Origin of the sequence: Streptomyces wedmorensis (genome assembly GCF_000716445.1) — a bacterium.
In the GTDB taxonomy this organism is placed as follows: Bacteria; Actinomycetota; Actinomycetes; order Streptomycetales; family Streptomycetaceae; genus Streptomyces; species Streptomyces wedmorensis.
The window spans coordinates 48924-70199 of the sequence record NZ_JNWK01000038.1; the positions used below are offsets into that span (position 1 = coordinate 48924).

Sequence of the window (21276 nt, forward strand, 5' to 3'; positions counted from 1 at the left end):
AACACGTCGGCGCGAACGAAGGCGTTCGTGCCGCTGGACGGCACCCTGCTGCCGATCGACCGGATCGCCGCCGACACCCCGTACTACCCGGGCAAGCACAAGCGTCACGGCTGAACGTCCAGGTCCTCACCGATCCATTCGACCGACCGCCGTGGGCGTCCCCGGCGCTGCCCGGATCCACCCACGATCTCACCCCTGCGAGGACTCACGGGATCATCGACGCACTCGCCGATGCCGGGCTGAAGCGCTGGGCGGACAAGGCTTGCCAGGGCGCCGGCCGTCACGTCCGCGTGCCGTTCCGCGGCCGCCGGCTCAAGCGAGGGAAGCGACGCCACAACAGCAGCCACGCCAAGATCCTTCCCCAAGCTCTCGGCTTCGCTGAGGGACCCCGTCACCGCGGGATAGCTCCATCGGCGGACCGCTGCTCTGGCCTGCCGGCGAGCCGTGGCCGCACTGCGACGGACCTCATCTGGTGGACGGGATCAACCTGCCGCTGTCCCCGGCGGACGTGAGGCTGAAACGGCGGATCCTTGCCGCCTCCCGCGAACGGAGCCCGACCCCGCAGGAACGAGAAGCCCTTGAACGGATCAACCCTCCTCGGCAATACCCGATGAAGGTGGCGGTCGCCCCGTATGAGGGCTCCATCGCGATGCTGCCGATCGCGCAGCTGTACAAGCGGGACGTGCCCGATCTGCCCACACCCGAAGGAGCGGACCTGCTCCAGGTCCTGTGGTGCCCCTTCGACCACCCGATCATGCCCAAGACCGCGCTGTTCCGGCGGTCGGCAAGCACGGTCACCGACATCCTGAGCGAGCCCCCCCGAACCGTCCGTGATGCAGTACGACGGCTATCTCCCCGAGCCGTGCCTGCTCCACCCCGAGCAGGTCACCGAATACCCCGACAACCTTGAGGTGAGCAAGGAACTGCAGGAGCAGCTCGGGAACTGGAGCATGTGGCAGGCCGCCGACGTGGAGATGGACAGTGACTACGAGTCGTGCCCGGAGGAGTTCTACGACAGTGAACTGGCAGGCGCGCCCGGCTGGAAAGTCGGCGGTTGGCCGCGGTGGACCTCCACCGACCCCGACCCGCGGCTCTGCACTGCGTGCGGCAGCGACATGGATGCCCTACTGACGATCGCCACGTTCGAGAGCGGCGACGACAGCAGCTGGCTCCCGCGCCAGGAACCGGAGGCTGCATCACTTACAGGCTTCGACCCCTACGAACGTAGCCAGCCCACTGCCGTCCATATCGGCAGCGGCTACGACCAGCAGCTCTACGTCTGCCCGGCGACGCCCGAGCACCCCCACTCCGAGCTGATGCACTAGGCCGTGTCCGGCGAATCGTTCGGAACGTGGCTAACCTTCTGCCGTGGACCTCTACTTCGATCCGGTGCCTCTGCTCAGCGATGCGCGAGGGGTATTCCTTGGGCAGTGGTCGGAGCGGAAGTGGCTCAACGTGCCCGGACCGTTCTACGGGGCCGAGACCGACAACTGCGGTACTGGCCGCATCCATGCCCCTGGGCTCGTGCTCTACGAGGCCGACTACTTCACCGAATACGTGTACCGGCAGCCACGGACGGCGGAGGAGCTTCAGCAGCTGGTCGATGCAGCAGAAGCTGAGGCTTTCTCCGGCTACGGCTGTGACGGCGACACCCACTGGACACCGGAAGCGGTCCGGGAATGGTGGCACGACCGAGGGCGGATCAGAGAGTACCTGGCAAACCGGCGAGCCGACTGGGAGGTCGACGACGCGAAGGCAGGGCAAGGTGTGGCTGCCGCTGCCCTGAAGTACGCGGCCTACCTCGACGGCGATCTGGCGGCGCATCTCCGTGTCTATCTCTTCTGGCTTGAGGAGCGACGCTCTCCCACAGCTGCGGACCGACTGCCGCAGCTCTGACGGCTGTGACCCATCAGTCACGAAGCCAGAGGCGGATTGCTGCGACGGTCACGGTGCCGTGGAAGACGTAAGCGCGCTTGTCATAGCGCGTCGCCACGGCGCGGAAGCCCTTCAGCCTGTTGATCATGCGCTCGACCTCGTTGCGACGCTTGTACGCGGCGCGATCGAAGGCGGGTGGACGGCCTCCCGCTGAGCCCCTGGCCAGCCGGTGGCCCACTTGGTCCTTCTTCTCCGGAATGCTGTGGAAGATTTGGCGTCTGCGCAGGTAGGTCCGTATCCGGCGGCAGCTGTAGGCCCTATCGGCACTCAGTGCGTCCGGACGGGTGCGGGGATGGCCGCCACCCCGGCGGGGAACTCGAACCTCGGCCATGACCTGCTCGAACATGATCCCATCGTGGGCCTGGTCGGGAGTGATGAGCAGGCCGAGTGGGCGGCGACCGCCTTCGCCGGCCAGGTGAATCTTGCTCGTCAGGCCGCCGCGGGATCGTCCGAGTCCCTCGTCGGCGCGGTGGCGGGCCGTGACTGCCCCCTTTTTGAGCCGTTCGTCGGTGCGTCCTTCCTTGCGCCTGCGGCGTGTGTCGGCGTACACCTCAATGTGCTCAGTCAGGTACGCAGCAAAGCGCTCAGCCTCAAGCGGGCGTGCCAGGGACAAGAGCGTGCGAGCGACTGCGGCCGAGGATCGGATTACTGCATGACGCGCGGCAACACGGTCAGCCGTGGTCCTCCCACTCCGCCTGGCAGAACCGGGCCCCGCTCACCGTGGTGTCCCCGGCTCGGGTGGCTCGTACGTACATGTTGAGGCCCGTGGGTCCAGGGTCTCCTCCGCAGCCGAAGGCGATACCCAGCCCGCTCTCCTCCAGGTGCTGCATCAGCAGCGTGTCAACGGCCTGGACCGGCATCCCAATCAGCCGAATGCCCTCGAATTCGACCTGTGGCCCGGTGAGTCCGTCGACCGTGACCGCGCCCAGGGTGGGAGGCAAGCCGGGGCCGCAGGCATAGTGAGCAGTCACTCCGGCCTGGTCGAACCGGTCGTGGTACAGGATCCACTCCCCGGGGCCCTCCCACGGCTGCCCGAAAGGGTACCGGCCCAGGCGAGCAGTCGGCTTCTCGTCCAACGCGCTTACCACCTGCTGCGGATTCATACCGAACCGGAGGGGACCGATGCCCCGCAGGGGCGTCCAGTTCCAGCACGGCCGGTCTTGCGCGGCCTTGACAAGCCACGCCCCTGGGTTCGGCCGCTCATCACTGATGTCTCGCCAGTAGACGACTGGCTCGGATGCGTACGGATCCTCCGCCAGCTCACCGCTGACGAGCAGAGCACTCGTAATCACCGCGTCCTGCCGCTGGAGATACCCCTCGGACGACAGCCCCTGTTCCTGTGCGGCGCCCATGGAAATGCCCCACGCCACGACCTCCGGATCACCGCTCCAGTTCACCTGCACGGACGTTTCCTCCCGGCGTGCGAGCTCCTGAATATCCGAGCACACCTCGGAGGGCACTCGGGCGATCAGCTCAATGCCCCGCAGACTCACCAGCGGTCCGTCCATCGCATCGATCACCACCGCGACCAAACCCGAATCTGCCCCATAGATTCCGGTCACACCCCATTTGGTGTAATTGCCCCACCCCATGCCGCTGCCGAGCCCCTGTGAGACGTGGGCGACCGCCCCGCCCAGAGCCGACGCCACCTGGCCCGGGTTCATTCCGAACCGCAGCGGTCCCACCCCCACCAACGGCTCAAGCACCCACTGCGCCCTCTCCCCAGGCTTCCTGTCCCACCAGCGCACCCCAACCCCCAGCGATCACTCTGGACACCCCCGGCACTCTGCCGGCGACCAGGAAGCCACCCTAGGCGTGACCTGCGACATCGGACTCCGGCCCCGTGGGCCCACGGGGCCGGTGAAGAGACATCAGGCCGCTGGATTGAAAGGAGCGGCTACAGGGACGGCGAGGAGCACAGCCGCCGCGGTTGCAACCCGATAGCGGCCCAGCGCCACGAGGCAGACCTGCGCAGGACACGAGGGTGAGCACATAGCCGCGTACCGGGGTGAGCACATTCACATGTACGCCGACAGCGTGCTGATGGGCCCGGCAGGTAGTTGAGTCGACGCCGACCTGGCTCCAGTCCAAACGGCCCTCCGCGTCGGCTTGGGCCTGGACGGCTTTCAGGATCCGGTCCCAGGTCCCGTCCGCCGACCAGCGACGATGGCGTTCATAGATGGTCTTCCACTTCCCGTATCGCAAGGGTAGATCCCGCCAGGGGACGCCTGTGCGCTCGCGGAAATAGATGCCGTTCAGCACACGACGGTGGTCACTCCACTGCCCGCCCCGCCCACCGTTAACAGGCAGGTGCGGCAAGAGCCGATCCCACTCCTCGTTCGTCAGATCGCCACGTCCCACGCCACCCAAACGATCCAGGAAGGCGCTCCGGTTCCAAGATCGAATGACGATTCGCCGGACACGGCCTAGTGCCGCATCAGACAACGTTCGCCCTCACCAAGAAGAGAGCTAACGAGCTCGTGCGCGGTAGCGGTGAGGCGTCGAGCCCCGGTGCTTGATCATGGCCGGGTGGTGGGAACCGTGACTCGTGCAGTGATCGTCGTCAATCGCCGGATCACGGGCCTGTGGGCCGATGCGATCGCTGAACTCATCACTGAGTTGGGCCCGTTGTGGCATGAGCGTCACCAGGTCAAGCTTGCCTCTCGGCCGCGGAAGCGTGCTGTGGGCGCCGGTGCGAAGTACCGGTTCGTGTTCGTCGACGGCACCGAGATCCGGGTCCGCCGTCCGGCCGCCGGTCGCAAGGACCGGGACGGGTTCATCTCCGGGAAGAACAAGCAGAACGCCGTCAAGACCACGGTCCTCACCGACCGGGACGGACGGGTGCTGTTCTGCAGTCCGGCCAGACCAGGCAGCTGTGCGGGCATCTCCCATACCCGCCAGTCGGGCCTGGTCAAGCTCTTGGTGGGCGGTCCAGCGGTGCAGATCCTCACCGATGCCGGCTGCCAGGCCTCGGTGCCCAGATCGGTGGACGCCTGGTGACACCACCGCACCGCAAGTTCAGGAAGAGCGCCCCGGAAGTTCAGGAAGAGCGCCCCGGGCTGGTACGAGGAAACGCACGACCGACAGCGCAAGGCGCATTCCTCCAGGCGCATCCGCGTCGAGCACGGCATCGCCCACCTCAAGAACTGGTGGGCACTGGCCCGCCACCTCGGCCGCCGCGAGCACACGAGCGACATCGTCCAAGCCGTCGCCGGCTTGCTTTCCCACCAGCAGACCGCGGACCTGGGCCTCGATGACAGAGGCGAGCACCAGCCCCACCGAAACCCTCGACACCTCACCGCCTGCCGTGCACGAGCTCGTTCGCCTCGGGGCGAGGTGTGGTGAGGGACGACTTCTCCGTCGAGTTCAACGTGCTGAGCGGGGTTCGACGTCCAGTCTCTTGCTGGGGGGAGCTGAATCAGTCGGCCGCGCCTCGGGTGTGCCGGAGCTGGACGAGGACGAGACCGGCGTCGAGCGAGTCAGGCCGTCAGTCGCCTGTGCTGTCGGCGCGCAGCAGGGCGAGCTGGTGCTCGACGGCCCCAGTGAGCCGTGCGTCGTCGTCGGTGGCGAGGAGGTCGAGCAGGGCGCCCCGCAGGACGGCCAGGGCCAGGGTCCGGCGGTTGGCACCGTCCTCGCTGTCGCGCTCGGCCGGTGGCTGGAAGCCGGCCAGGACGCCGAGCCAGTCCTCCACCGTCGCCCGGGCGAACCCCGCCCAGGCCCCGTCGGGCTGGACGAGGGAGCGGGTGTACGCCTCGGCCCATAGCCGCAGCAGTGGCCGGTGCTCCTTCGCGGCGAGCCATGTCCAGAGCCGTTCGACGGCGGGCACGAGTCCGGCGGGGCTTTCGGGCTGCCGGGCCCGGTCCAGGAGTGTCAGCTCGTCGGCGCGGGCGCGCGCCAGCAGCGCCCGCAGCAGGCCGTCCTTGCTTTCGAAGAGAAAGAGCAGGACCCGTGGGCTGGAGCCGATGGCCTCGGCCAGCGGGCGCAGTGACAGGTCGGTCAGGCCGTGGGCGAGGGCGTACTGGTAGGCCGCTTCCAGCAGCTCGGTCTGCCGGGCGGAGGGGGTTGGCGCTTCCTGAGACATGCAGCTAGCCTAACTGAAACAATCGTTTCAGTGATGTGGCGCGATCGCGGGGCCAGGAGAGCAGCGCATGTATCAGCAAGATCAGAAGCAAGTCGTCGTACGCCGTGCCGACCGTCCTGGCGACCTGGGATGGGTGGTGATGGCCCACGGCGAGGCATACGACCAGCAGTTCGGCTGGAACACCGACTTCGAGGTCCTGGTCGCCAGGATCGTCGCCGACTACGGAACCAGACACGATCCGGCCCGAGAAGCGGGCTGGATCGCCGAGGTCAACGGCCGACGCGTGGGCTGCGTCTTCCTCGTCGCGGGCGACCGGCCGGAGGTGGCCAAGCTGCGGATCCTGCTCGTCACCCCGGAGGGCAGGGGCCTTCGCCTCGGGACGCGTCTGGTCGAGAAGTGCCTCGCCTTCGCCCGTGAAGCGGACTATGAGCAGGTAACACTGTGGACCAACGACGTGCTCACGGCGGCACGCAAGATCTACCGGAGCTTCGGCTTCACCCTTGCTGACGAGGAGCGACACCACAGCTACGGCCACGATCTCGTCGGCCAGAACTGGACCCTCGACCTGCGCACCGGCGCGACGGACAGCGACAGCTGACCGACATGGCGAAGCCCGAGCTGGGCCCCACCGGTGCCGGAGTCCCCCAGGCGGCGGCCATCGCGCAAGCGATCCCCACCCTGCACGTCAGCCTCGAACACGCCCGCGCGGAGGTGTCGCTCCGGATCACCTCGTGCGGCCGGTCTCGGCCTCGGTGCCGTTGAAGATGGCAGTCCAGCCGGTCTGATGGAAGTAACGAAGAGACGCTGCTCCATCATCTCGAACGTCGGAGGGGATCCGTCATGCGGCCGGCTCGCCGTCCCTGAAATACCCGTCGAATTCGTCACGGGGTGCTGTCTACGCTGGTGACATGGCCCACGCGAAGACCTCGTACGTCTGCTTGCCCTGCCGGGCCTCGTACAAGCAGCTCTACGGCAGGGAACGGCAGCGGATCTGCCCGCGCTGCTCGGAGCCGCTGACCCACGTGGGGTCGGCCTTTGCCGCGCCCCGGCGACGGGACACCGCAGCCTGGCGGACTCTCTCGGTTCTGCTGAACGCAGGCGTGGGTTCCCACAAGAGCTGCTGCGGCGGCCCCGGGTACCGGCCCCGCACGCTTCGCGAGGTGCGGGAGCGGATGACGTATGGGCGGCGTACTGGCGAGCCTGTGGCCAAGGCCCTCGTGCAGCAGGTGACCTGATGGGACACCACAGCCTGACGCGCCTCGTCGCGCCGCCGGCCAAACCCGTTGACGCCGGCGGGGACTGGACTCTCCCCGAGGCCGCGCTTGGTGTGCGGCTGCCCGAGGACTACAAGTGGCTGGTCGAGACCTACGGATGGGGGGAGTTCTGTGACTTCCTCTACCTGCGGACACCGTTCGGCGCGAGTAAGTACAACGGCGTGGAATGGCAGAGCGGACGACCGTCGGGGGCGCCCGAGAGGGACCGCAAACGGTACCCGTACCCACTGCACCCGTCTCCGGGTGGGCTGTTGGTCTGGGGAGCCACCATGGACGCCGACCGGCTGTGCTGGCTCACCGTCGGGGGCCCGCAGGACTGGCCCGTTGTGGTCTGGAGCCGGGACGGTGAGTACGAGACCCACGCCATGGGCGCGGCCGGGTTCATCGAGAACTGGGCCGGCGGACACATCGGCTCCCGGCTGCTCGGGGACATGGAACCTGACCTTGCACCGTGGTTCAACGCTTTCCGGCCCCGCGTCCACCGGTGCCTGCGCTTGACCGAAGGCCGCCTGGCTCATTCCGAGCGCCTGCACATCCTCCGGGAGGCCCTGACCCCTACGACCGATCGCGGCTCGTGGCGGTCGGAGCGCGGTGAGAGCGGTCAGGACCATTTCGCGACGGTCGATACCGACTGGTTGCTCACCTACGACATGTCCAGCCCTCACCAGATCCGCATCAGTTTCCCGCCCGAGGACAGTGAGCGGGTCCGACAGCACCTCTTCGATGCCGTGCGGCTCATGGGTTGTGAGGTTCTTCGGATGACGACGGCAGCCGGAACGTCCCTACCGCGCTGGGACGCGGCCACGGGCGAGGACGGTTAGGAACAGCTCCGGTACCGCGACGGTATGTCACGGCACCGAGAATCCGGAGCCATGTCATCCGTTTAGGAATGATGCAAAGCCGCAGGTGAGGCGGTTGCCCATAGGGCATCGAAGCGGAGAACTGCACCAGCGGGGGGTCTCACGAACCGTGTCCTCATCTCACGGCCAATGTCCTACCGGTGTCCTCTCGTGAGACTCCTCAGGCCAGCGGCTGTCCTGTCGCAGTGCAGCTGGCGGATTCTCACTCGGTCTCATCCGAGCTGCCGGATTCTCACCGCGTCGCGGTTGGCCGCCGGTTCGTCTCGCCGAACGCTGGGCGTACCGCCTCCCTTATCATGGGCACATGAGTTCGAATGCGGACGCTGAGGTGCGACCGGAGCTGAGTGCCGCGTTGAGCGGTGACGAGTTGGCCCGCTGGTACTGGACACTGGCCGAGCTGACCGCGCTTGCCCGGGAGCTCGGGGTGCCGCGGGGCGGTGGGAAAGTGGCGCTGACGGAGCGGCTACGGGCGGCATTGGACGGTGGCGCCCCGCCTGCCGTGCCGCCCCGGACGCGCCCCGCCGGCCGTCAGCTCACCGCGCCAGTGAGCGGGTCCACCGTGATTCCCGAGGGGCAGCGGTGCAGTCAGGTGCTGCGCGAGTACTTCCATCGCGAGATCGGCCCGGGCTTTCACTTCGACGCCCACATGCGGACGTTCGTCACCGAAGGCGCAGGGCGCACCCTGGCCGACGCCGTTGCCCACTGGCACACCACGCGCCAGGCCGCTGCCCAGCTTCAGGAGATCGGATCGCAGTTCGAACTCAACCGCTTCCTGCGTGACTGGCATGCCGAGCATCCGGCCGGCCGCAGGACCGAAGCGCTCGCCGCCTGGCGCGCTCACCGCGACCGGCCTCGTGGTCCGGCCGCGGGGTGACCGACCCACAGTCATGCCAGGGTGCCGAGTGTCGGGGAGTCGGATCCCGGCCCCGCGACCCTTCCGTGAAGGCCGACTCGTCTGAGAACGTCACCGGACCGCATCCCAAGGTCATCTGGCAGCCCTGCAGGTCAGAACCGCACCACCCGACAACTGGATGCGACAGCGCAGCTGAGGCCGTGCACGGACCCATCTGGGCAGGGGATACGGTGCCGAGGTGATGGAGCCCGTGCCCGCCGATGTGGCCCTCGTGCTGGAGGCGGTTCTCGACGAGGACGATCCGGTACGCCTCGCACTTCGCGAACAGGTGCCGCACAGCCGCGTGTGAGGCCGCTGCACGTGTGGCTGTGGCACCGCGTACTTCGATCTCGACACGCACGCGGTGGAGCCGGCGCCATCCGGCCCAGGCACTGTGGTGGCGGCCGAGGCCCCATCGATGCAAGATCCACAGGCAAGTTCGATGCGACAGGGTAGCGGCTTGCGACGCGCGGTCGTTTGTGGGCAACGATGGCTGCCGAGGAAGAGGACACCCCCGATTCGTCAGACGGTCCAGCATCACGATGCCGAATGGCACGGCTGACCGCATTTGCGTACTCGGACGCGGTGGCTGAGACCTCGGCCGGACCCACCGCTTGAACCGCGGTGGAGGCGTGCAGCATCCGCGTTGCGTCTTCAGAGCTGCCTCTGACCATGTAGTCGAAGGCCGCGACCAGCAGGTCCGCGTACGCCTGTCGGCGTCGTTCATCCACTCGGGCTCGATGCTGCTCGTCCAAGGTGGCCTGCACCGTGATGATGAGCGCGCCGGCCTGTGCGCGGCCGGCGGCTTCCGCAGCGGCGGCTTGGTGGTTGGCGGCGTGCACGGCAGCAGCGGCCTGGCGGATGTCCGTGCTCCGCGTGAACCAGCCGGTCACGATGCTGCGCCCGCGATGGCCTACCCAGTGGCGATCAGAGCGATCCCTCACTCACTCATACGGCGGATCCTGCCACGAGAGTTCCTCGGCCCCCTTCTTGGCTATGCGGCGCGCGGACGGTTTCGGTGGGCGGCCCGGCGTGGCCTCAAGAGGCGGAGTCGGCTTCGGATTTGAAGGTCAGGCCGGCCTCTTGTTTACCTTACGGGTCGACCCGTAAGGTAAATCTCATGAGCTCCTCTCTGCCCTCCAGGGGGCGTCCCAGGGATCCCCGATCGCACCAGGCGATCATCGACGCGACGGCAGAGCTGGTGGTCGAGGTCGGCTACGCCGCAACATCGATCGGGGCGGTGGCCGCGCGGGCAGGTGTCGGCAAGGACACGATCTACCGGCGGTGGCCGGGGAAGCCGGAGTTGGTCTTCGAGGCCGTCTTCACGACCACCGATGATGCTCCGGTCCCGGACACCGGAACGCTGACCGGGGATCTGACCGTGGTGCTGCAGGGCCTGGTCGACGAGTTCCACGCGCCTGCCGCCGCGGCGGCACTTCCGGGGCTGCTCGCTGCCTTCGCCGCCGATCCGGAACTGAAGGCGCGCATTCGCGGTGATTTCCTGGCGCCGTCGAAGGAACGGCTGCTGGTCGTCTTCGAACGCGCCGTGCTGCGCGGGGATATCGCGGCCGAAACGCCCGTGGACCTGGTCCTGGACGCGCTGGCCGGGGCCGTGTTCTTCCACGTAGGACTGATCGGGGAGCACCCTGACCCGCAGTTGGCCGCGCTGCTGGCCTCTGTCGTAGTCAAAGGAATCGAGGTCCGATGAACGGCTGGTTTCTTACGGGAGGGATCGCCGCTGTCGGCGTCGCCGCAGTGCACATCGCCGGTGGGCGCCGCGATGTGGTGCTCCCACTGCTGTCCTGCGGGCTCGCGGACGAACCGAAGCGTGTCCTGCATGCCGTATGGCACATGGTGAGCATCGACCTGACGCTCTCCGGACTCGCTCTGCTCTACCTCTCCCTGACGGACGACAGGCCAGGGACCGGCCCGGTGGCGTGGTTCGTGGCCGCGCACTTCATCGCGTACGCGGCAGCCTTCCTGGTCGTCACGCTGTCCGTCGACTGGCCCAGACCACTACTCCGCCTGCCACAGTGGATTCTGCTCCTGCCGGTCGCGGTACTGGCAGCGGCTGGCGCCGCATAGCCGCACCCTCGGAGAGCCCCGCGACCGCCGCTGTCCGCCTCGGATGACGTGGCCTCGGACCCGCAGTGGTGAGTCCACCAAGCCGGCGCACCGACCTCACTGTCGAGTCCATCAGCAGCGCGGCTTTGAGCCGCTTCCTCGACGACGTGGACCCGGGAACCGTGCCGTTGAGCCGGCCTCGAGGGGCGTACCCGACCGGTGGAGGTCCCGATGGCGCACCTGGCTTTCGCCCAGGCTGAGCAGCGTGAGCCGCGTGACGCCGCGCGCGCCGAGTTCCCCGGGAACCCGGCGCTCGCCTACGTCCTCGAGAACCTTGCGGCCGAGGGCATCGACCTCGACCACTGCCGGGACTGGGACGACATTCGCGCCGAGCAGGGCCTGCCCGACCACGACCGCGGGGCGCAGGGTGTCGCCTAAGACCGCTTCCTACATGGCTGGTTGCCCGTTGGGCTGGTCATGGAGAGGGGACGGTGGGGATGGATCGTTCCGGACGGGCTGTGGGAGATCGCGGAGCCGTTGCTGCCCCCTGCTCGTGTGCGGCCGCAGGGCGGTGGGGTCGCGAACATCGATGACGAGGCGGTGTGCGCCGCGATCGTCTACGTGCTCGTGAGTGGATGCGCATGGCGGGCTCTGCCACCGTGTTTCGGGGCGTCGAAGTCGACTGTGCACCGCCGGTTCCTGATCTGGTCCAGGGCCGGGGTCTGGGGCCGACTGCGCCAGAAGGTGCTCGGGCTCCTGGACGGCCATGGACTGGTCGACCTGTCCCGGGCGGTCCTCGACTCCGCTCGTGCCCGCGCTAAAAGGGGGGGCGAACTTGTAGGTCCGGGCCCCGTGGACCGGGGTAAGAACTCCTAACGGAACGACTTGTTGGGGTCGGTTCCTCGTCGTGGGGTGTTGTCGGGCAGCATGGGCTGATGCACTTCGATCAGCCGCTGCCTCGCGAGGTGAAAGTCATCGATTCGGCCTCGCTGTTCAGGCTGGAGGAACGGGCGTGTGACCTCAGCCTGAACTCGCGACTGGACCCGGCGTGGGTGCGGGCGAATGCGGCACCCGATGGCACCCACTACCTGTGGCCAGCCCTGTGGAACGGCCTGTCCCACCGCCCGGATGTTCCACGTCAGCTGCGGTGCGAGCTGTTGATCACTCTGCGTGCGGGAGACCATGTGGTGAGCTGGCTGGACGTGCTTCCGGACGACTTCACCCCGTTGCCGAGGGTGACCTCACGGGAAGAGGGCATGCAGGTCAGCCAGCTCCTTGACCGTGTTCCTTCGGTAAGAGAATGGCTACTGCGGGAGGGCGAGGGATCGGACCGGCTGTGACAGGCGTCGCCAGCAGATGAGCGCGCATCCCAGTGTCAGGAAGGCTTCGTGGATGTCGTCGCGGATCTCCCAGCGGATCCGCAGGCGGCGGAACCGGTGCAGGTGGGCGAAGGCGCGCTCGACAAGCCAGCGTTGGGTGCCAAGTCCGGAGCCATGTTCGGTGCCGCGTCGCGCGATCAGCGGCTTCACGCCGAGCGCGCGGACCAGGCGGCGGTACTTGTCGTGGTCGTAGCCGCGGTCCGCCAGCACGACGTCCGGGCGGCGCCGGGGCCGGCCGCGCTTGCCACGCACGGGCGGCACGGCTTGGAGGAGCGGGATGAGCTGGGTGACGTCGTTGCGGTTGCCGCCGGTCAGGGTGACGGCGAGCGGGATGCCGGTGGCATCGGTGATCAGGTGGTGCTTGCTGCCCGTCCTGCCCCGGTCGACAGGGCTTCGTCCCGTCTTGGGTCCCCTTTTAACGCCCGGATGTGGGAGCCGTAGACCGCCGCCCGGGAGAAGTCCGGGGCGTTCGCGCCGCGCAGCTCGGCAAGCAGGACCTCATGCAGGCGGGGCCACACCCCGACCTCGGTCCACTCCGCCAGGCGGCGCCAGCAGGTCATACCTGATCCGAAGCCGAGCTCCTGCGGCAGGTGCTCCCAGGCGATCCCGGTGTGCAGGACGAACAGGATGCCCTGGAACACCTGACGGTCCGGATGCCGCTTCCGCCCGGGATGGCGAGTGCGACGTTCGATTTTCGGCAGCAGCGGTTCGATCACCGCCCATAGTTCGTCCTCTACATGCCACGGCTTCGGCCGAGCCACCCCGCACCCCCAGATCGACACTTCCGGAGCGATCCAACCACCCGAAGATCATTTCGTTAGGAGTTCTAAGTGCCACTGAGATGCCATCGCAGCCGAGACCGCGCTGCGGGAACTGAGCCCTACAACCCGTAGGGTCTCGTCGCCAGTGGCAGAGGCCGTGCTCGCTGACCTGCGGCTCTTCCGGTGTCTCAGGCTGGTAGCCGGCTCGCCAGTCTCATGAACGTGGCATTCCCTCGTGGTCTTGGCCGACCGTTGTGATCGGGCTACCCGACTCCGATCCGGGGGATGGTCAGTGGGGTCGGGTTTGGGTGGTGCGCCACAGGCGGCGGGGCAGGTCGCCTTCCTCGAAGGGGTGGACCTCGTTCAGGGTCCAGCCGTCGGCGAGGGCGTCGACGAGGGTGCGGGAGAAGAAGTGGACGGCGAAGCCTCCGTGTTCCCAGATGTCGTCGCCGTGGGCGATGCCGGCCCCGTAGTGGGCGTCGCCGGTGTGGCGAACGGTGTAGACGAAGGTGCCTCCGGGCCGCAGCACCCGGGCGACGTCATCGACGAGGGCCTGGATCTCCTTGGTGGACAGTGCCATGCAAAGGAGCATGTGCGCGAACACCGCGTCCACCGACGCGTCGGGCAGCGGTAGCGGCTCGCGGACGTCGTGCACCGCGGTGCTGACCCGCTGGTCGAGGCCTCGGGCGCGGGCGGCGGCTTGGAGCTGCTGGAGGCCGACCGGGCTGAAGTCGGTGGCCTGGACGGTGAAGCCCTGTGCCGCGAAGTGGAGAGCGTCGCGGCCGTGGCCGGCGCCGAGTTCCAGTACGTCGCGTGCCCCGGCGGCTCGGAAGACGTCGGCGGCGTGGACCGCGGGCGCGGAGGGCTTCTCGCCGTACATCCCCGGGTGGGCGGCGTAGGTGTTCTGCCAGTGCGCCCGCTGCGCCTCGGCCAGGTTCTCTTCGTCGCCTGTCACGATCCTCGCCCTCTGTGTACTGGTCAGTGGCCTGAGCGTAGGCCCAAGCTGAAGCTCCGTGCCACGCAGCCAATCATCCACGATTCCATGAATTCAGGGATCGCTGTACTGTCGAGGGGTGCTGACCGTTGCTTCCGACATCGAGGTGCTGGCCCGTTTCGGCCGCGCGCTCGCCGACCCGATCCGCTGCCGGATCCTTCTCGCCCTGCACCAGGCACCGGCCTACCCTTCCGACCTCGCGGACGCGATCGCCGTCTCCCGGACCCGGCTGTCCAACCACCTGGCGTGCCTGCGGGACTGCGGTCTCGTCGTCACCGTCCCGGACGGGCGCCGCACCCGCTACGAGCTCGCCGACGAACGCCTCGGCCACGCCCTGGAGCACCTGCTCGCCGCGGTGGTCGCGGTCGCGTCGGACCAGACCTGCCCCGACGCCGCCACGGAGGGCTGCTGCTGATGGCCTCCATATCCATCGGGCCGTCTCCGGCCCGCCGGGACGCCCTCGCGAAGCGGATACGCCTGCTGGTCGCCGCGACGATCACCTACAACGTCATCGAGGCGGTCGTCGCGCTCACCGCCGGGACGCTCGCCTCGTCGACCGCGCTGATCGGCTTCGGCCTCGACTCGGTCATCGAGGTGTCCTCCGCCGCCGCGGTCGCCTGGCAGTTCTCCGCCCGCGACCACGCGCTGCGCGAGGCGCGGGAGAAGACCACGCTGCGGATCATCGCGGTGTCCTTCTTCGCGCTGGCCGCGTACGTGAGCATCGACGCCATCCGCGCGCTGGCCGGCACCGGCGCGGCCGACCGCTCCGTCCCCGGCATCGTCATCGCCGCGCTCTCCCTGGCGGTCATGCCCTTCCTCTCGGCCGCCCAGCGCAAGGCCGGGCGCGAACTCGGCTCCGCCTCCGCGGTCGCGGACTCCAAGCAGACCCTGCTGTGCACCTACCTCTCCGCCGTCCTCTTGCTCGGCCTGGTCCTCAACGCCACCCTCGGCTGGTCCTGGGCCGACCCGATCGCCGCCCTTGTCATCGCCGCCATCGCCGTCAAGGAAGGCCGTGACGCCTGGCAGGGCAAGGGCTGCTGCGCACTCACCGCCCACACCCCGGCCCCCGCCGCCGGGACCGCCGCGGCCGTGCCGGACGCGTGCGGCTGCAAGCCGGGCTGTACCTGCTGCTCGTGAACATCTCGTTGCAGGACCGCGCCCGCCCCCTCCGGTCCGCCGATACTGATCCGGCGATCGGGACAGGGCGGGAGCAGCGGTGGAGTGGACGATCTGGGCGGGCTTCGCGGCCGGCCTGCTGATCTCGACGGTGACCGCGCCGGTCGGCGTGTCCGGGGCGGTCTTCCTCCTGCCGGTCCAGCTCAGCGTCCTCGGCGTGCCGAGCCCCGCCGTCACGCCGACGAACCTGCTGTTCAACGTGGTCGCCGGGCCGGGCGCCCTCTGGCGCTACCGCCGCGACGGCGCGCTCCGCGGCACACTGGCCCGCCGCCTCGTCGCCTGGACCCTGCCCGGCGTCATCGCCGGCGCCGCCGTCCGCGTCTTCGCCCTTCCCGGGCCCGGCGTCTTCCGAGTCCTGGTCGCCGCCCTCCTGCTGCCCCTGGGAGTTTGGCTGTTCCTGCGGACCCTGCGCCCGGCCCGTCGCCGGACGGGCCCCGATACCGACGAGCCGTCGGCGGCCGCGCTCGCCGTACTGGCCCTGGCCGTGGGGGTGGTGGGCGGGGTCTACGGGATCGGGGGCGGCTCCCTGCTCGGGCCGATCCTCGCCGCACGCGGCATGCCCATGCTCCGCATCGCGCCGGCCACGCTCGCCGCGACGTTCACCACCTCGCTCGTCGGAGCCGCCGCGTACGCCGTGCTGGCCGCGGTGAGCTCCGGGCCCGTCGCACCCGACTGGTGGCTGGGCCTCGCCTGCGGCCTCGGGGGTCTGATCGGTGGCTACCTCGGGGCCCGCCTCCAGCCTCGCCTGCCCGAGACCTTCCTTCGCCTGCTGCTGGGCGCGCTCGCGGCCGCCCTCGGCGCCCTCTACGCGGTTCTGACCCTCACCTGACCAGTCTCACAGGCGGCATAAGTGCCACTGAGGTGCTCTCGCGGCTGAGACTGTGCCGCAAACCTGAGACGCTTTCGAGCGTTGTGGGCTCTCGCCGCTCGTGGGCACCCCCAGGCGTGTTGGCCAGGCGGTTCCAGCAGTCTCACGCGGATGGCACGGCTACTCAGTCTCAAGTACGTGGCATTTCCTCGAGGGAGAGGAGCGGCGTGCCGGGAGGCGCTGGTCGCGCAGTTCGTGCCGGTGCTGGGGGCGATGCGGGTGCCGCGGCTGGGTGCGGGTCGGTTGTGGCGGCCTTTGGTGCGGGTGCGGGCGGATAGCGCGTACTCGTCGTCCGCTAACCGGGCTTATCCGCGCAGGCGGGATCCGGTGCACGGTCGCCGAGCCGGCCGACCAGGTTCGTAACCGTCGGCGGGCCGTGCCTCATCGGATCGTGATCGGCCCGGAGTCGGGGTCGGTGAGGCCGGAGGAAGGGGTGGAGGCGGGGATCACCTCTCCGGAGGACAGGGAGTGGACGGTGGTGTCCTTGAGGCGAGTGAAGCCGTCGGCGTCTGCGGGGTAGTAGGTGTACTCGGTGCGCGTGTCGGGCGTCCGGTCCTCCAACACGTTGCCGTGGGAGTCGAAGCGCCGTGACGTCTCCTGGCTCTTGGTGCTGGTGCCGCTGGTCCATGTGATGGTCGTCGAGACCTCGTTGGCCGGCGGCGGCAGGTATCGGTTGACGACGCGCCCCACGGTGTCGGCGGCGGTGGTCTCTTCCAGGACCATGCGGTGGAGGTGGTCGTAGCGCCGGGTCACGGTCGTGGCCGACTTGCCGTCGATCGCTTCGACGGCTGTCGAGCCGTAGGTGTAGGAGGTGTCGCCGAACTCCGTTCCGGAGCTTGGGCCCGACCGCCCGCCGGGCGCGGGAGTGCGGATCCGCCGTGCCGCCTTCGACATAGCCGGGCCGGTCGGCCTTCGGGGTCAGGAGCCAGATCCAACCGTCGGTACTCAGCGACACGCGGGCGTCGGTCAGCTGGTCCTCCAGGCCGCCGTCATCCTCGAGGAACCCCGGCAGCACCACGTAAGAGATCTCGACGGACTCGCCGTCCACGAGCTCCTTGCCAGCCACCGACGCCATGCTCTTTCGAAGACCGACGTCGGCATCCTCGTCCCTGCCGCGTTCCTCAGGGACTTGGCCGGCCGTGAAGCCGGCTTCGTGGCCGCCGCTCGCGGGCGAGTCAACCAGGGCGTCAAGAGTGCCTGCGGCGTAGCCGAGTGGGGGGAGTTGCCGTCCTGGGTCGGTCCGCTGCGTTCGGAAGGATGGTGCTGCGCACCAGGTGGCCGCGCAGGGCCGAGGGATCGATCTCGACGCCGAGGCCGGGGCCGGTCGGGACCGGAACCGTCCCGTTGATGGCCTGGATGGGTGGTTGGACGATATCGGTGTGGAAGTACCGGTCGGAGCCGGAGAGGTCGCCGGGATAGGTGAAGGCGGGGAGCGCGGCGAGGGCGAGATTGGCCGCGCGGCCGATGCCGAACTCGTGCATGCCGCCGCACCAGACCGGTACGCCGGCCTGTGCGCACAGGTCGTGGACGGCGCGGGCGCCGGTCAGGCCGCCGAGGCGGGAGACCTTGATGTTGACGATCCGTGCGGCTTCCAGGGCGAGGGCGGTACGTGCGGTGTGAGGGGTGGTGATGGACTCGTCCAGGCACAGCGGGGTGGCCAGGTCACGCTGGAGGCGGGCGTGGGCCAGCAGGTCGTCGGCCGGGTAGGGCTGTTCGATCATCGTCAGGCCGTGGCGATCCAGCTCGCGCAGGATCGCGCGGTGCGACGGGCAGTCCCCGTAGGCGCCGTTGGCGTCCACCTGGAGCGGAGTGTCGGGGAAGCGCTCGCGGACGGCGGCCACCGGTGCGATGTCCCAGCCGGGGGCGATCTTGAGCTTGACCCGCTGATAGCCCTGCGACGCGTACCGGTCGACTTGGGCGAGGAGTTCGTCGATGCCGGCCTCGATGCCGAGGCTGACACCGACGGCGACGCTTGGCGCGGTAGCGCCGAGGCTGTCGGCCAGGGAGCGGTCCAGGCGGCGGGCGAACAGATCCCAGCAGGCGATGTCCAGCGCCGCGCGGGCGAAGTGGTTGCCCTGGACGCGGTCCCAGGCCGACGCGAGGTCGCCGGGGTGGTGCCAGCGGGTGGCCAGCAGGGCGGGAGCGAAGTAGTCGTTCAGGGCGTTCCAGCAGCTGCGGAGGTTCTCCGGCCCGTAGAAGGGGTCGGACGGGCTGGCGCACTCTCCCCAGCCGGTGGCGCCGTCCTGGTCGGTGACCTGGACAAGGATGTGCTCCAAGTGGTCCTTGCGGTGGCTGCTGGTGGTGAACGGGCACAGCAGGGGCAGCCGGACCACGAACAGCTCGACACGCACAATCCGGATGGCATCGGTCACCGGTGCTGGTGCCGGTGCCGGTGCCGGTATGGAGAGGGGGAGCGTGGGCGGGACGGGCAAGGGTTCTCCGAGAGCGGGGCGAGAGGCGTGGCGGACAGGGGTGCGGTGGCGGGTGGCCGGCAGTGGCACCGCACCTCGTCGGGGAGCGGTGCTGTGCTGCTACTGCGGGTCGGGCAGAGCGGCCCGGGAGGTGGCGATCGCTGATGCCAGCACCACCCGGTCGTCGAAGGGCAGTGTCACGGCGCCTATGTGCTGGCCCTTCTCGTGGCCCTTGCCCGCGATCAGCACGGTGTCGTCGGGATCGGCGCGGGCGACTGCGGCGGCGATGGCTTCGGCGCGGTCCGCGACGATCAGGACCTCGCCCCGTTCACTGGGGGGTATGGCGACGGTGCCCGCGTGCATGGCGGCCAGGATGGCCAGCGGGTCCTCGGAGCGGGGGTTGTCGGTGGTCAGGACGGCGGTGTCGGCGAAGCGGGCGGCGATCTCGCCCATGACGGGCCGCTTGGCGCTGTCTCGGTCGCCGCCACAGCCGACCACCACGTGCAGCCGTCCGTAGGTGACCGCTCGCAGCGTCGTCAGGACAGCCCGCAGAGCGTCAGGCTGGTGGGCGTAGTCCACCACCGCCAGGTAGGGCTGGCCGGCGTCGACGCGTTCCACCCGCCCCGGCACGCCGGCCACCGTGCCGATCCCGGCGACCACCCGGTCCAGTGGCAGCCCGGCGGTGGCCAGAGCCGCGATCGCGCCCAGGGCGTTGGCAACGTTGTGGCCGCCGGGCATCGCGATCCGGCCGTCCGCGCCGGCCCCGCCAGGGCCGAGGACCCGAAACGCCGAACCGTCCGGCCCCAGGACGGTGTCCACGGCGCGCCAGTGCGCGCCGGGGTCGCCGTCTGCAGAGAACGTCACCACCGGCACGCCCGCCTCGGCCGCCAGTCGGCGCCCGTGAGGGTCATCGACGTTGACCACCGCGCGCCGGCACCGGTCCGGGGTGAACAGGGCCGCTTTCGCGCGGTAGTAGTCCTCCATGTCGGGATGGAAGTCCAAGTGGTCGTGCGTCAGGTTCGTGAATATCGCCACGTCCAGTACCAGCGCGTCCACCCGGCCCAGACGCAGCGCGTGACTGGAGACCTCCATCGCCAGCGCGTCCGCGCCGCGCTCGGCCAGCACCGCCAGCAACGCGTACAGCTGCGGCGCCTCCGGGGTGGTCAGCTCGCCCGCGAACCGCTGCGCACCGAGCCGCCGTTCCACCGTGCCCAGCAGGCCAGGGGCTCGCCCGGCGGCGCGCAGGCCGCCCTCCAGCAGGTAGCAGGTGGTGGTCTTCCCGTTGGTGCCGGTCACCCCGAAGCTCAGCAGGCCGTCCGCCGCCCGTCCGTAGAACCAGCTGGACAGTTCCGCCAGTCGCGACCGCAGCCCGGTCACCACCAGCACCGGCAACCCGCATCCGTCCAACTGCTTGGCCGCGGCCTCTTCCGCCAGTACGGCTACCGCCCCGGCCGCCCGCGCGGTCGCCACCGCCTCCCGGGCATCCGTCCTGCTGTCCGGGAGCGCCACGTACAAGTCCCCCGTCAGAACTGCGGAGTGACTGTGGGTGATGCCCGTGACCAGGACGTCGCCCGTAGCGCCGGCGATGCCGAGCAGCTCGGCCACCCGTCCGATCGGGACAGCGCGTGGGCGCTCTGGGCGCGGCAGGAGCGCGGCGGGGGAGTTCTCGGTCTCTGGCACGCCCTTGACGTTATCCTCAAGGACCCGTCAGATGATCATTGGCCCCGGCCCACTGAGATGAAGAGACACCTGGTCCGGACGGATGCCGGGCTGCGCGCTTGTGGGCCAAGCCCAGCGCCCCGATTGCCTCGGTCGACCGATGGGCATGATCTTCCCCCGCCGAGGTGGAGCCGCCCATCAGCCGGCGCGTCCCCTGTACACGGGCCGTACCGCATTCGTGATCGCGGTGACGGCGACGACGGTTTCGGACCGCACCGCGAAATTCCGGCCACGGGGGGCACGGCGTCGCGTTGATCACTTCCGGGATTCGTCGCGCGGTCGGGTGGGAAAGGCATGCGGGGTCTCTCTGGAAGGGTGAGGAATGTTTCGCACCGTCAGTTCGTCTGTGGCCGTCGCTTCGGTACAGGCGACCGGGCTCGTGACCGCGGGTGTCGCCGCGGCGGCGGGGCGCTGTCCGGGGAGGGCGTCGCAGTTCGCCGTCGGGCGCCCAGGGCATGGACGGGGCCTGGCGTGTTCCGTCCGAGCCGCGCATCCTGGAGAACGCCGTCATCACCTGCTCGCTGGCCGGCGTAGAGGTGGCGCAGGCAGCGCGTTCGTGGGCCTTGCGCTGGCTGGCCGAGGCGCAGCCGCAGCGGCATGACCCGTTCACGAGGGCCGCGGACGAGTGAGCGTTTTCAGAGTGGCCACTGATCGAGTGACCCAGGCCGAGTCAGGATGAGAACCGCAACGCACAGGGCTCCCTCGTCGTTGAGGGAGGTGTTCGAAGTCTCAACCCATCGGCACAGGAGCCCTGTTGGTTCCCTATCCTGCCGCACTCGACCTGCCGCACGCTCTGGTCGAGTGGGTATCCATGCTCACCGTCACCCGTGAGAGTGACCGCCGCTGCAAGCTCCCGCCCCAC

At 69.2% G+C, this 21276-nt stretch carries 22 protein-coding genes and 6 pseudogenes; 17 read left to right on the plus strand and 11 right to left on the minus strand.

From position 1 onward, the window contains the following. Positions 1-6: 6 nt before the first annotated feature. The 3 genes and pseudogenes from OO54_RS41750 to OO54_RS27065 all read left to right on the plus strand — a co-directional run. Positions 7-356: pseudogene (locus OO54_RS41750) on the plus strand (transposase family protein); the annotation flags it as partial. 474 nt (positions 357-830) lie between these two features. After that, a complete protein-coding gene (locus OO54_RS47575; RefSeq protein ID WP_234439448.1) occupies positions 831-1325 on the plus strand; it encodes a hypothetical protein in 495 nt (164 codons plus the stop codon). 43 nt (positions 1326-1368) lie between these two features. Beyond that, positions 1369-1896: a ferredoxin gene (locus OO54_RS27065; RefSeq protein WP_033207381.1), complete on the plus strand. Its 528-nt coding sequence runs from the start codon at positions 1369-1371 to the stop codon at positions 1894-1896. A 13-nt stretch (positions 1897-1909) separates the two neighbouring features. Here the strand turns inward: OO54_RS27065 and OO54_RS41760 are convergent. The 3 genes and pseudogenes from OO54_RS41760 to OO54_RS43940 form a co-directional block, all read right to left on the minus strand. Then, positions 1910-2472 (minus strand): annotated as a pseudogene (locus OO54_RS41760) (IS5 family transposase); the annotation flags it as partial. A gap of 134 nt (positions 2473-2606) precedes the next feature. After that, positions 2607-3641 (minus strand): hypothetical protein, encoded by a 1035-nt coding sequence (locus OO54_RS46820; protein WP_063738333.1) that lies wholly within the window; start codon positions 3639-3641, stop codon positions 2607-2609. Between the two features lie 322 nt (positions 3642-3963). After that, positions 3964-4296 (minus strand): annotated as a pseudogene (locus tag OO54_RS43940) (IS5 family transposase); the annotation flags it as partial. 168 nt (positions 4297-4464) lie between these two features. Between OO54_RS43940 and OO54_RS41770 the strand changes: the two are divergent. Beyond that, positions 4465-4935: a transposase family protein gene (locus OO54_RS41770; protein ID WP_234439449.1), complete on the plus strand. Its 471-nt coding sequence runs from the start codon at positions 4465-4467 to the stop codon at positions 4933-4935. 18 nt (positions 4936-4953) lie between these two features. Here the strand turns inward: OO54_RS41770 and OO54_RS47580 are convergent, their stop codons facing one another. Next, positions 4954-5205, minus strand: a complete 252-nt coding sequence (locus tag OO54_RS47580) for a hypothetical protein (RefSeq protein ID WP_234439450.1) — start codon at positions 5203-5205, stop codon at positions 4954-4956. Positions 5206-5422: 217 nt separating this feature from the next. After that, complete coding sequence (locus OO54_RS27085) at positions 5423-6016, minus strand: TetR family transcriptional regulator (RefSeq protein ID WP_033207383.1); 594 nt, start codon at positions 6014-6016, stop codon at positions 5423-5425. A 67-nt stretch (positions 6017-6083) separates the two neighbouring features. On the opposite strand from OO54_RS27085, the gene OO54_RS27090 reads away from it, so the two are divergent. The 9 genes and pseudogenes from OO54_RS27090 (at position 6084) to OO54_RS27135 (ending at position 12446) form a co-directional block, all read left to right on the plus strand. Further along, positions 6084-6614 (plus strand): GNAT family N-acetyltransferase, encoded by a 531-nt coding sequence (locus tag OO54_RS27090; protein ID WP_033207385.1) that lies wholly within the window; start codon positions 6084-6086, stop codon positions 6612-6614. Positions 6615-6924: 310 nt separating this feature from the next. After that, positions 6925-7251 (plus strand): hypothetical protein, encoded by a 327-nt coding sequence (locus OO54_RS27095; protein WP_033207386.1) that lies wholly within the window; start codon positions 6925-6927, stop codon positions 7249-7251. After that, on the plus strand, positions 7251-8111 hold the full coding sequence (locus OO54_RS27100; protein WP_033207388.1) for an SMI1/KNR4 family protein: 861 nt from the start codon (positions 7251-7253) through the stop codon (positions 8109-8111). The genes OO54_RS27095 and OO54_RS27100 overlap by 1 nt, the downstream gene beginning before the upstream one ends. Before the next feature lie 343 nt (positions 8112-8454). Beyond that, positions 8455-9024 (plus strand): DUF6434 domain-containing protein, encoded by a 570-nt coding sequence (locus tag OO54_RS27105; RefSeq protein WP_033207390.1) that lies wholly within the window; start codon positions 8455-8457, stop codon positions 9022-9024. A gap of 1138 nt (positions 9025-10162) precedes the next feature. Next, positions 10163-10750 (plus strand): TetR/AcrR family transcriptional regulator, encoded by a 588-nt coding sequence (locus tag OO54_RS27115; RefSeq protein ID WP_033207392.1) that lies wholly within the window; start codon positions 10163-10165, stop codon positions 10748-10750. After that, positions 10747-11127 (plus strand): hypothetical protein, encoded by a 381-nt coding sequence (locus tag OO54_RS27120; protein ID WP_033207394.1) that lies wholly within the window; start codon positions 10747-10749, stop codon positions 11125-11127. The genes OO54_RS27115 and OO54_RS27120 overlap by 4 nt, the downstream gene beginning before the upstream one ends. A 210-nt stretch (positions 11128-11337) precedes the next feature. Then, a complete protein-coding gene (locus OO54_RS27125; RefSeq protein ID WP_033207396.1) occupies positions 11338-11544 on the plus strand; it encodes a hypothetical protein in 207 nt (68 codons plus the stop codon). Between the two features lie 39 nt (positions 11545-11583). Continuing rightward, positions 11584-11973, plus strand: a pseudogene (locus OO54_RS27130) (transposase); the annotation flags it as partial. A 68-nt stretch (positions 11974-12041) separates the two neighbouring features. Continuing rightward, the gene (locus OO54_RS27135; RefSeq protein WP_033207398.1) at positions 12042-12446 is read left to right on the plus strand and encodes a hypothetical protein; all 405 of its coding nucleotides are present in this window, start codon (positions 12042-12044) and stop codon (positions 12444-12446) included. Here the strand turns inward: OO54_RS27135 and OO54_RS43945 are convergent. Continuing rightward, a protein-coding gene (locus tag OO54_RS43945; RefSeq protein ID WP_106970110.1) for an IS5 family transposase occupies positions 12411-13246 on the minus strand; the annotation gives its coding sequence in 2 pieces (ribosomal slippage) (positions 12411-12901 and positions 12901-13246; 837 coding nt in all). The genes OO54_RS27135 and OO54_RS43945 overlap by 36 nt on opposite strands. Positions 13247-13535: 289 nt before the next feature. Then, the gene (locus OO54_RS27150; RefSeq protein ID WP_033207400.1) at positions 13536-14201 is read right to left on the minus strand and encodes a class I SAM-dependent methyltransferase; all 666 of its coding nucleotides are present in this window, start codon (positions 14199-14201) and stop codon (positions 13536-13538) included. A 118-nt stretch (positions 14202-14319) separates the two neighbouring features. On the opposite strand from OO54_RS27150, the gene OO54_RS27155 reads away from it, so the two are divergent. From OO54_RS27155 to OO54_RS27165, 3 genes are all read left to right on the plus strand, one after another. Further along, on the plus strand, positions 14320-14655 hold the full coding sequence (locus OO54_RS27155; RefSeq protein ID WP_033207402.1) for an ArsR/SmtB family transcription factor: 336 nt from the start codon (positions 14320-14322) through the stop codon (positions 14653-14655). Further along, positions 14655-15377 carry a cation efflux transmembrane domain-containing protein gene (locus OO54_RS27160; protein WP_033207404.1) on the plus strand — a complete coding sequence of 241 codons (723 nt, stop codon included), beginning with the start codon at positions 14655-14657 and terminating at the stop codon, positions 15375-15377. The genes OO54_RS27155 and OO54_RS27160 overlap by 1 nt, the downstream gene beginning before the upstream one ends. A gap of 79 nt (positions 15378-15456) precedes the next feature. Then, positions 15457-16245: a sulfite exporter TauE/SafE family protein gene (locus tag OO54_RS27165; protein WP_033207406.1), complete on the plus strand. Its 789-nt coding sequence runs from the start codon at positions 15457-15459 to the stop codon at positions 16243-16245. A gap of 420 nt (positions 16246-16665) precedes the next feature. On the opposite strand, the gene OO54_RS45980 is transcribed toward OO54_RS27165, so the two are convergent. From OO54_RS45980 to OO54_RS27180, 4 genes and pseudogenes are all read right to left on the minus strand, one after another. Beyond that, positions 16666-17178 (minus strand): hypothetical protein, encoded by a 513-nt coding sequence (locus OO54_RS45980; protein ID WP_033207408.1) that lies wholly within the window; start codon positions 17176-17178, stop codon positions 16666-16668. A 46-nt stretch (positions 17179-17224) separates the two neighbouring features. Beyond that, positions 17225-17581, minus strand: a pseudogene (locus tag OO54_RS48845) (DUF3052 family protein); the annotation flags it as partial. Beyond that, positions 17472-18635 (minus strand): o-succinylbenzoate synthase, encoded by a 1164-nt coding sequence (menC, locus tag OO54_RS27175; protein ID WP_234439451.1) that lies wholly within the window; start codon positions 18633-18635, stop codon positions 17472-17474. The pseudogene OO54_RS48845 and the gene menC, both read right to left, overlap by 110 nt. Positions 18636-18815: 180 nt before the next feature. Continuing rightward, on the minus strand, positions 18816-20375 hold the full coding sequence (locus OO54_RS27180; protein WP_033207410.1) for a UDP-N-acetylmuramoyl-L-alanyl-D-glutamate--2,6-diaminopimelate ligase: 1560 nt from the start codon (positions 20373-20375) through the stop codon (positions 18816-18818). Positions 20376-21168: 793 nt separating this feature from the next. Here OO54_RS27180 and OO54_RS45210 point away from each other — a divergent pair. Beyond that, positions 21169-21276 (plus strand): annotated as a pseudogene (locus OO54_RS45210) (IS5/IS1182 family transposase); the annotation flags it as partial.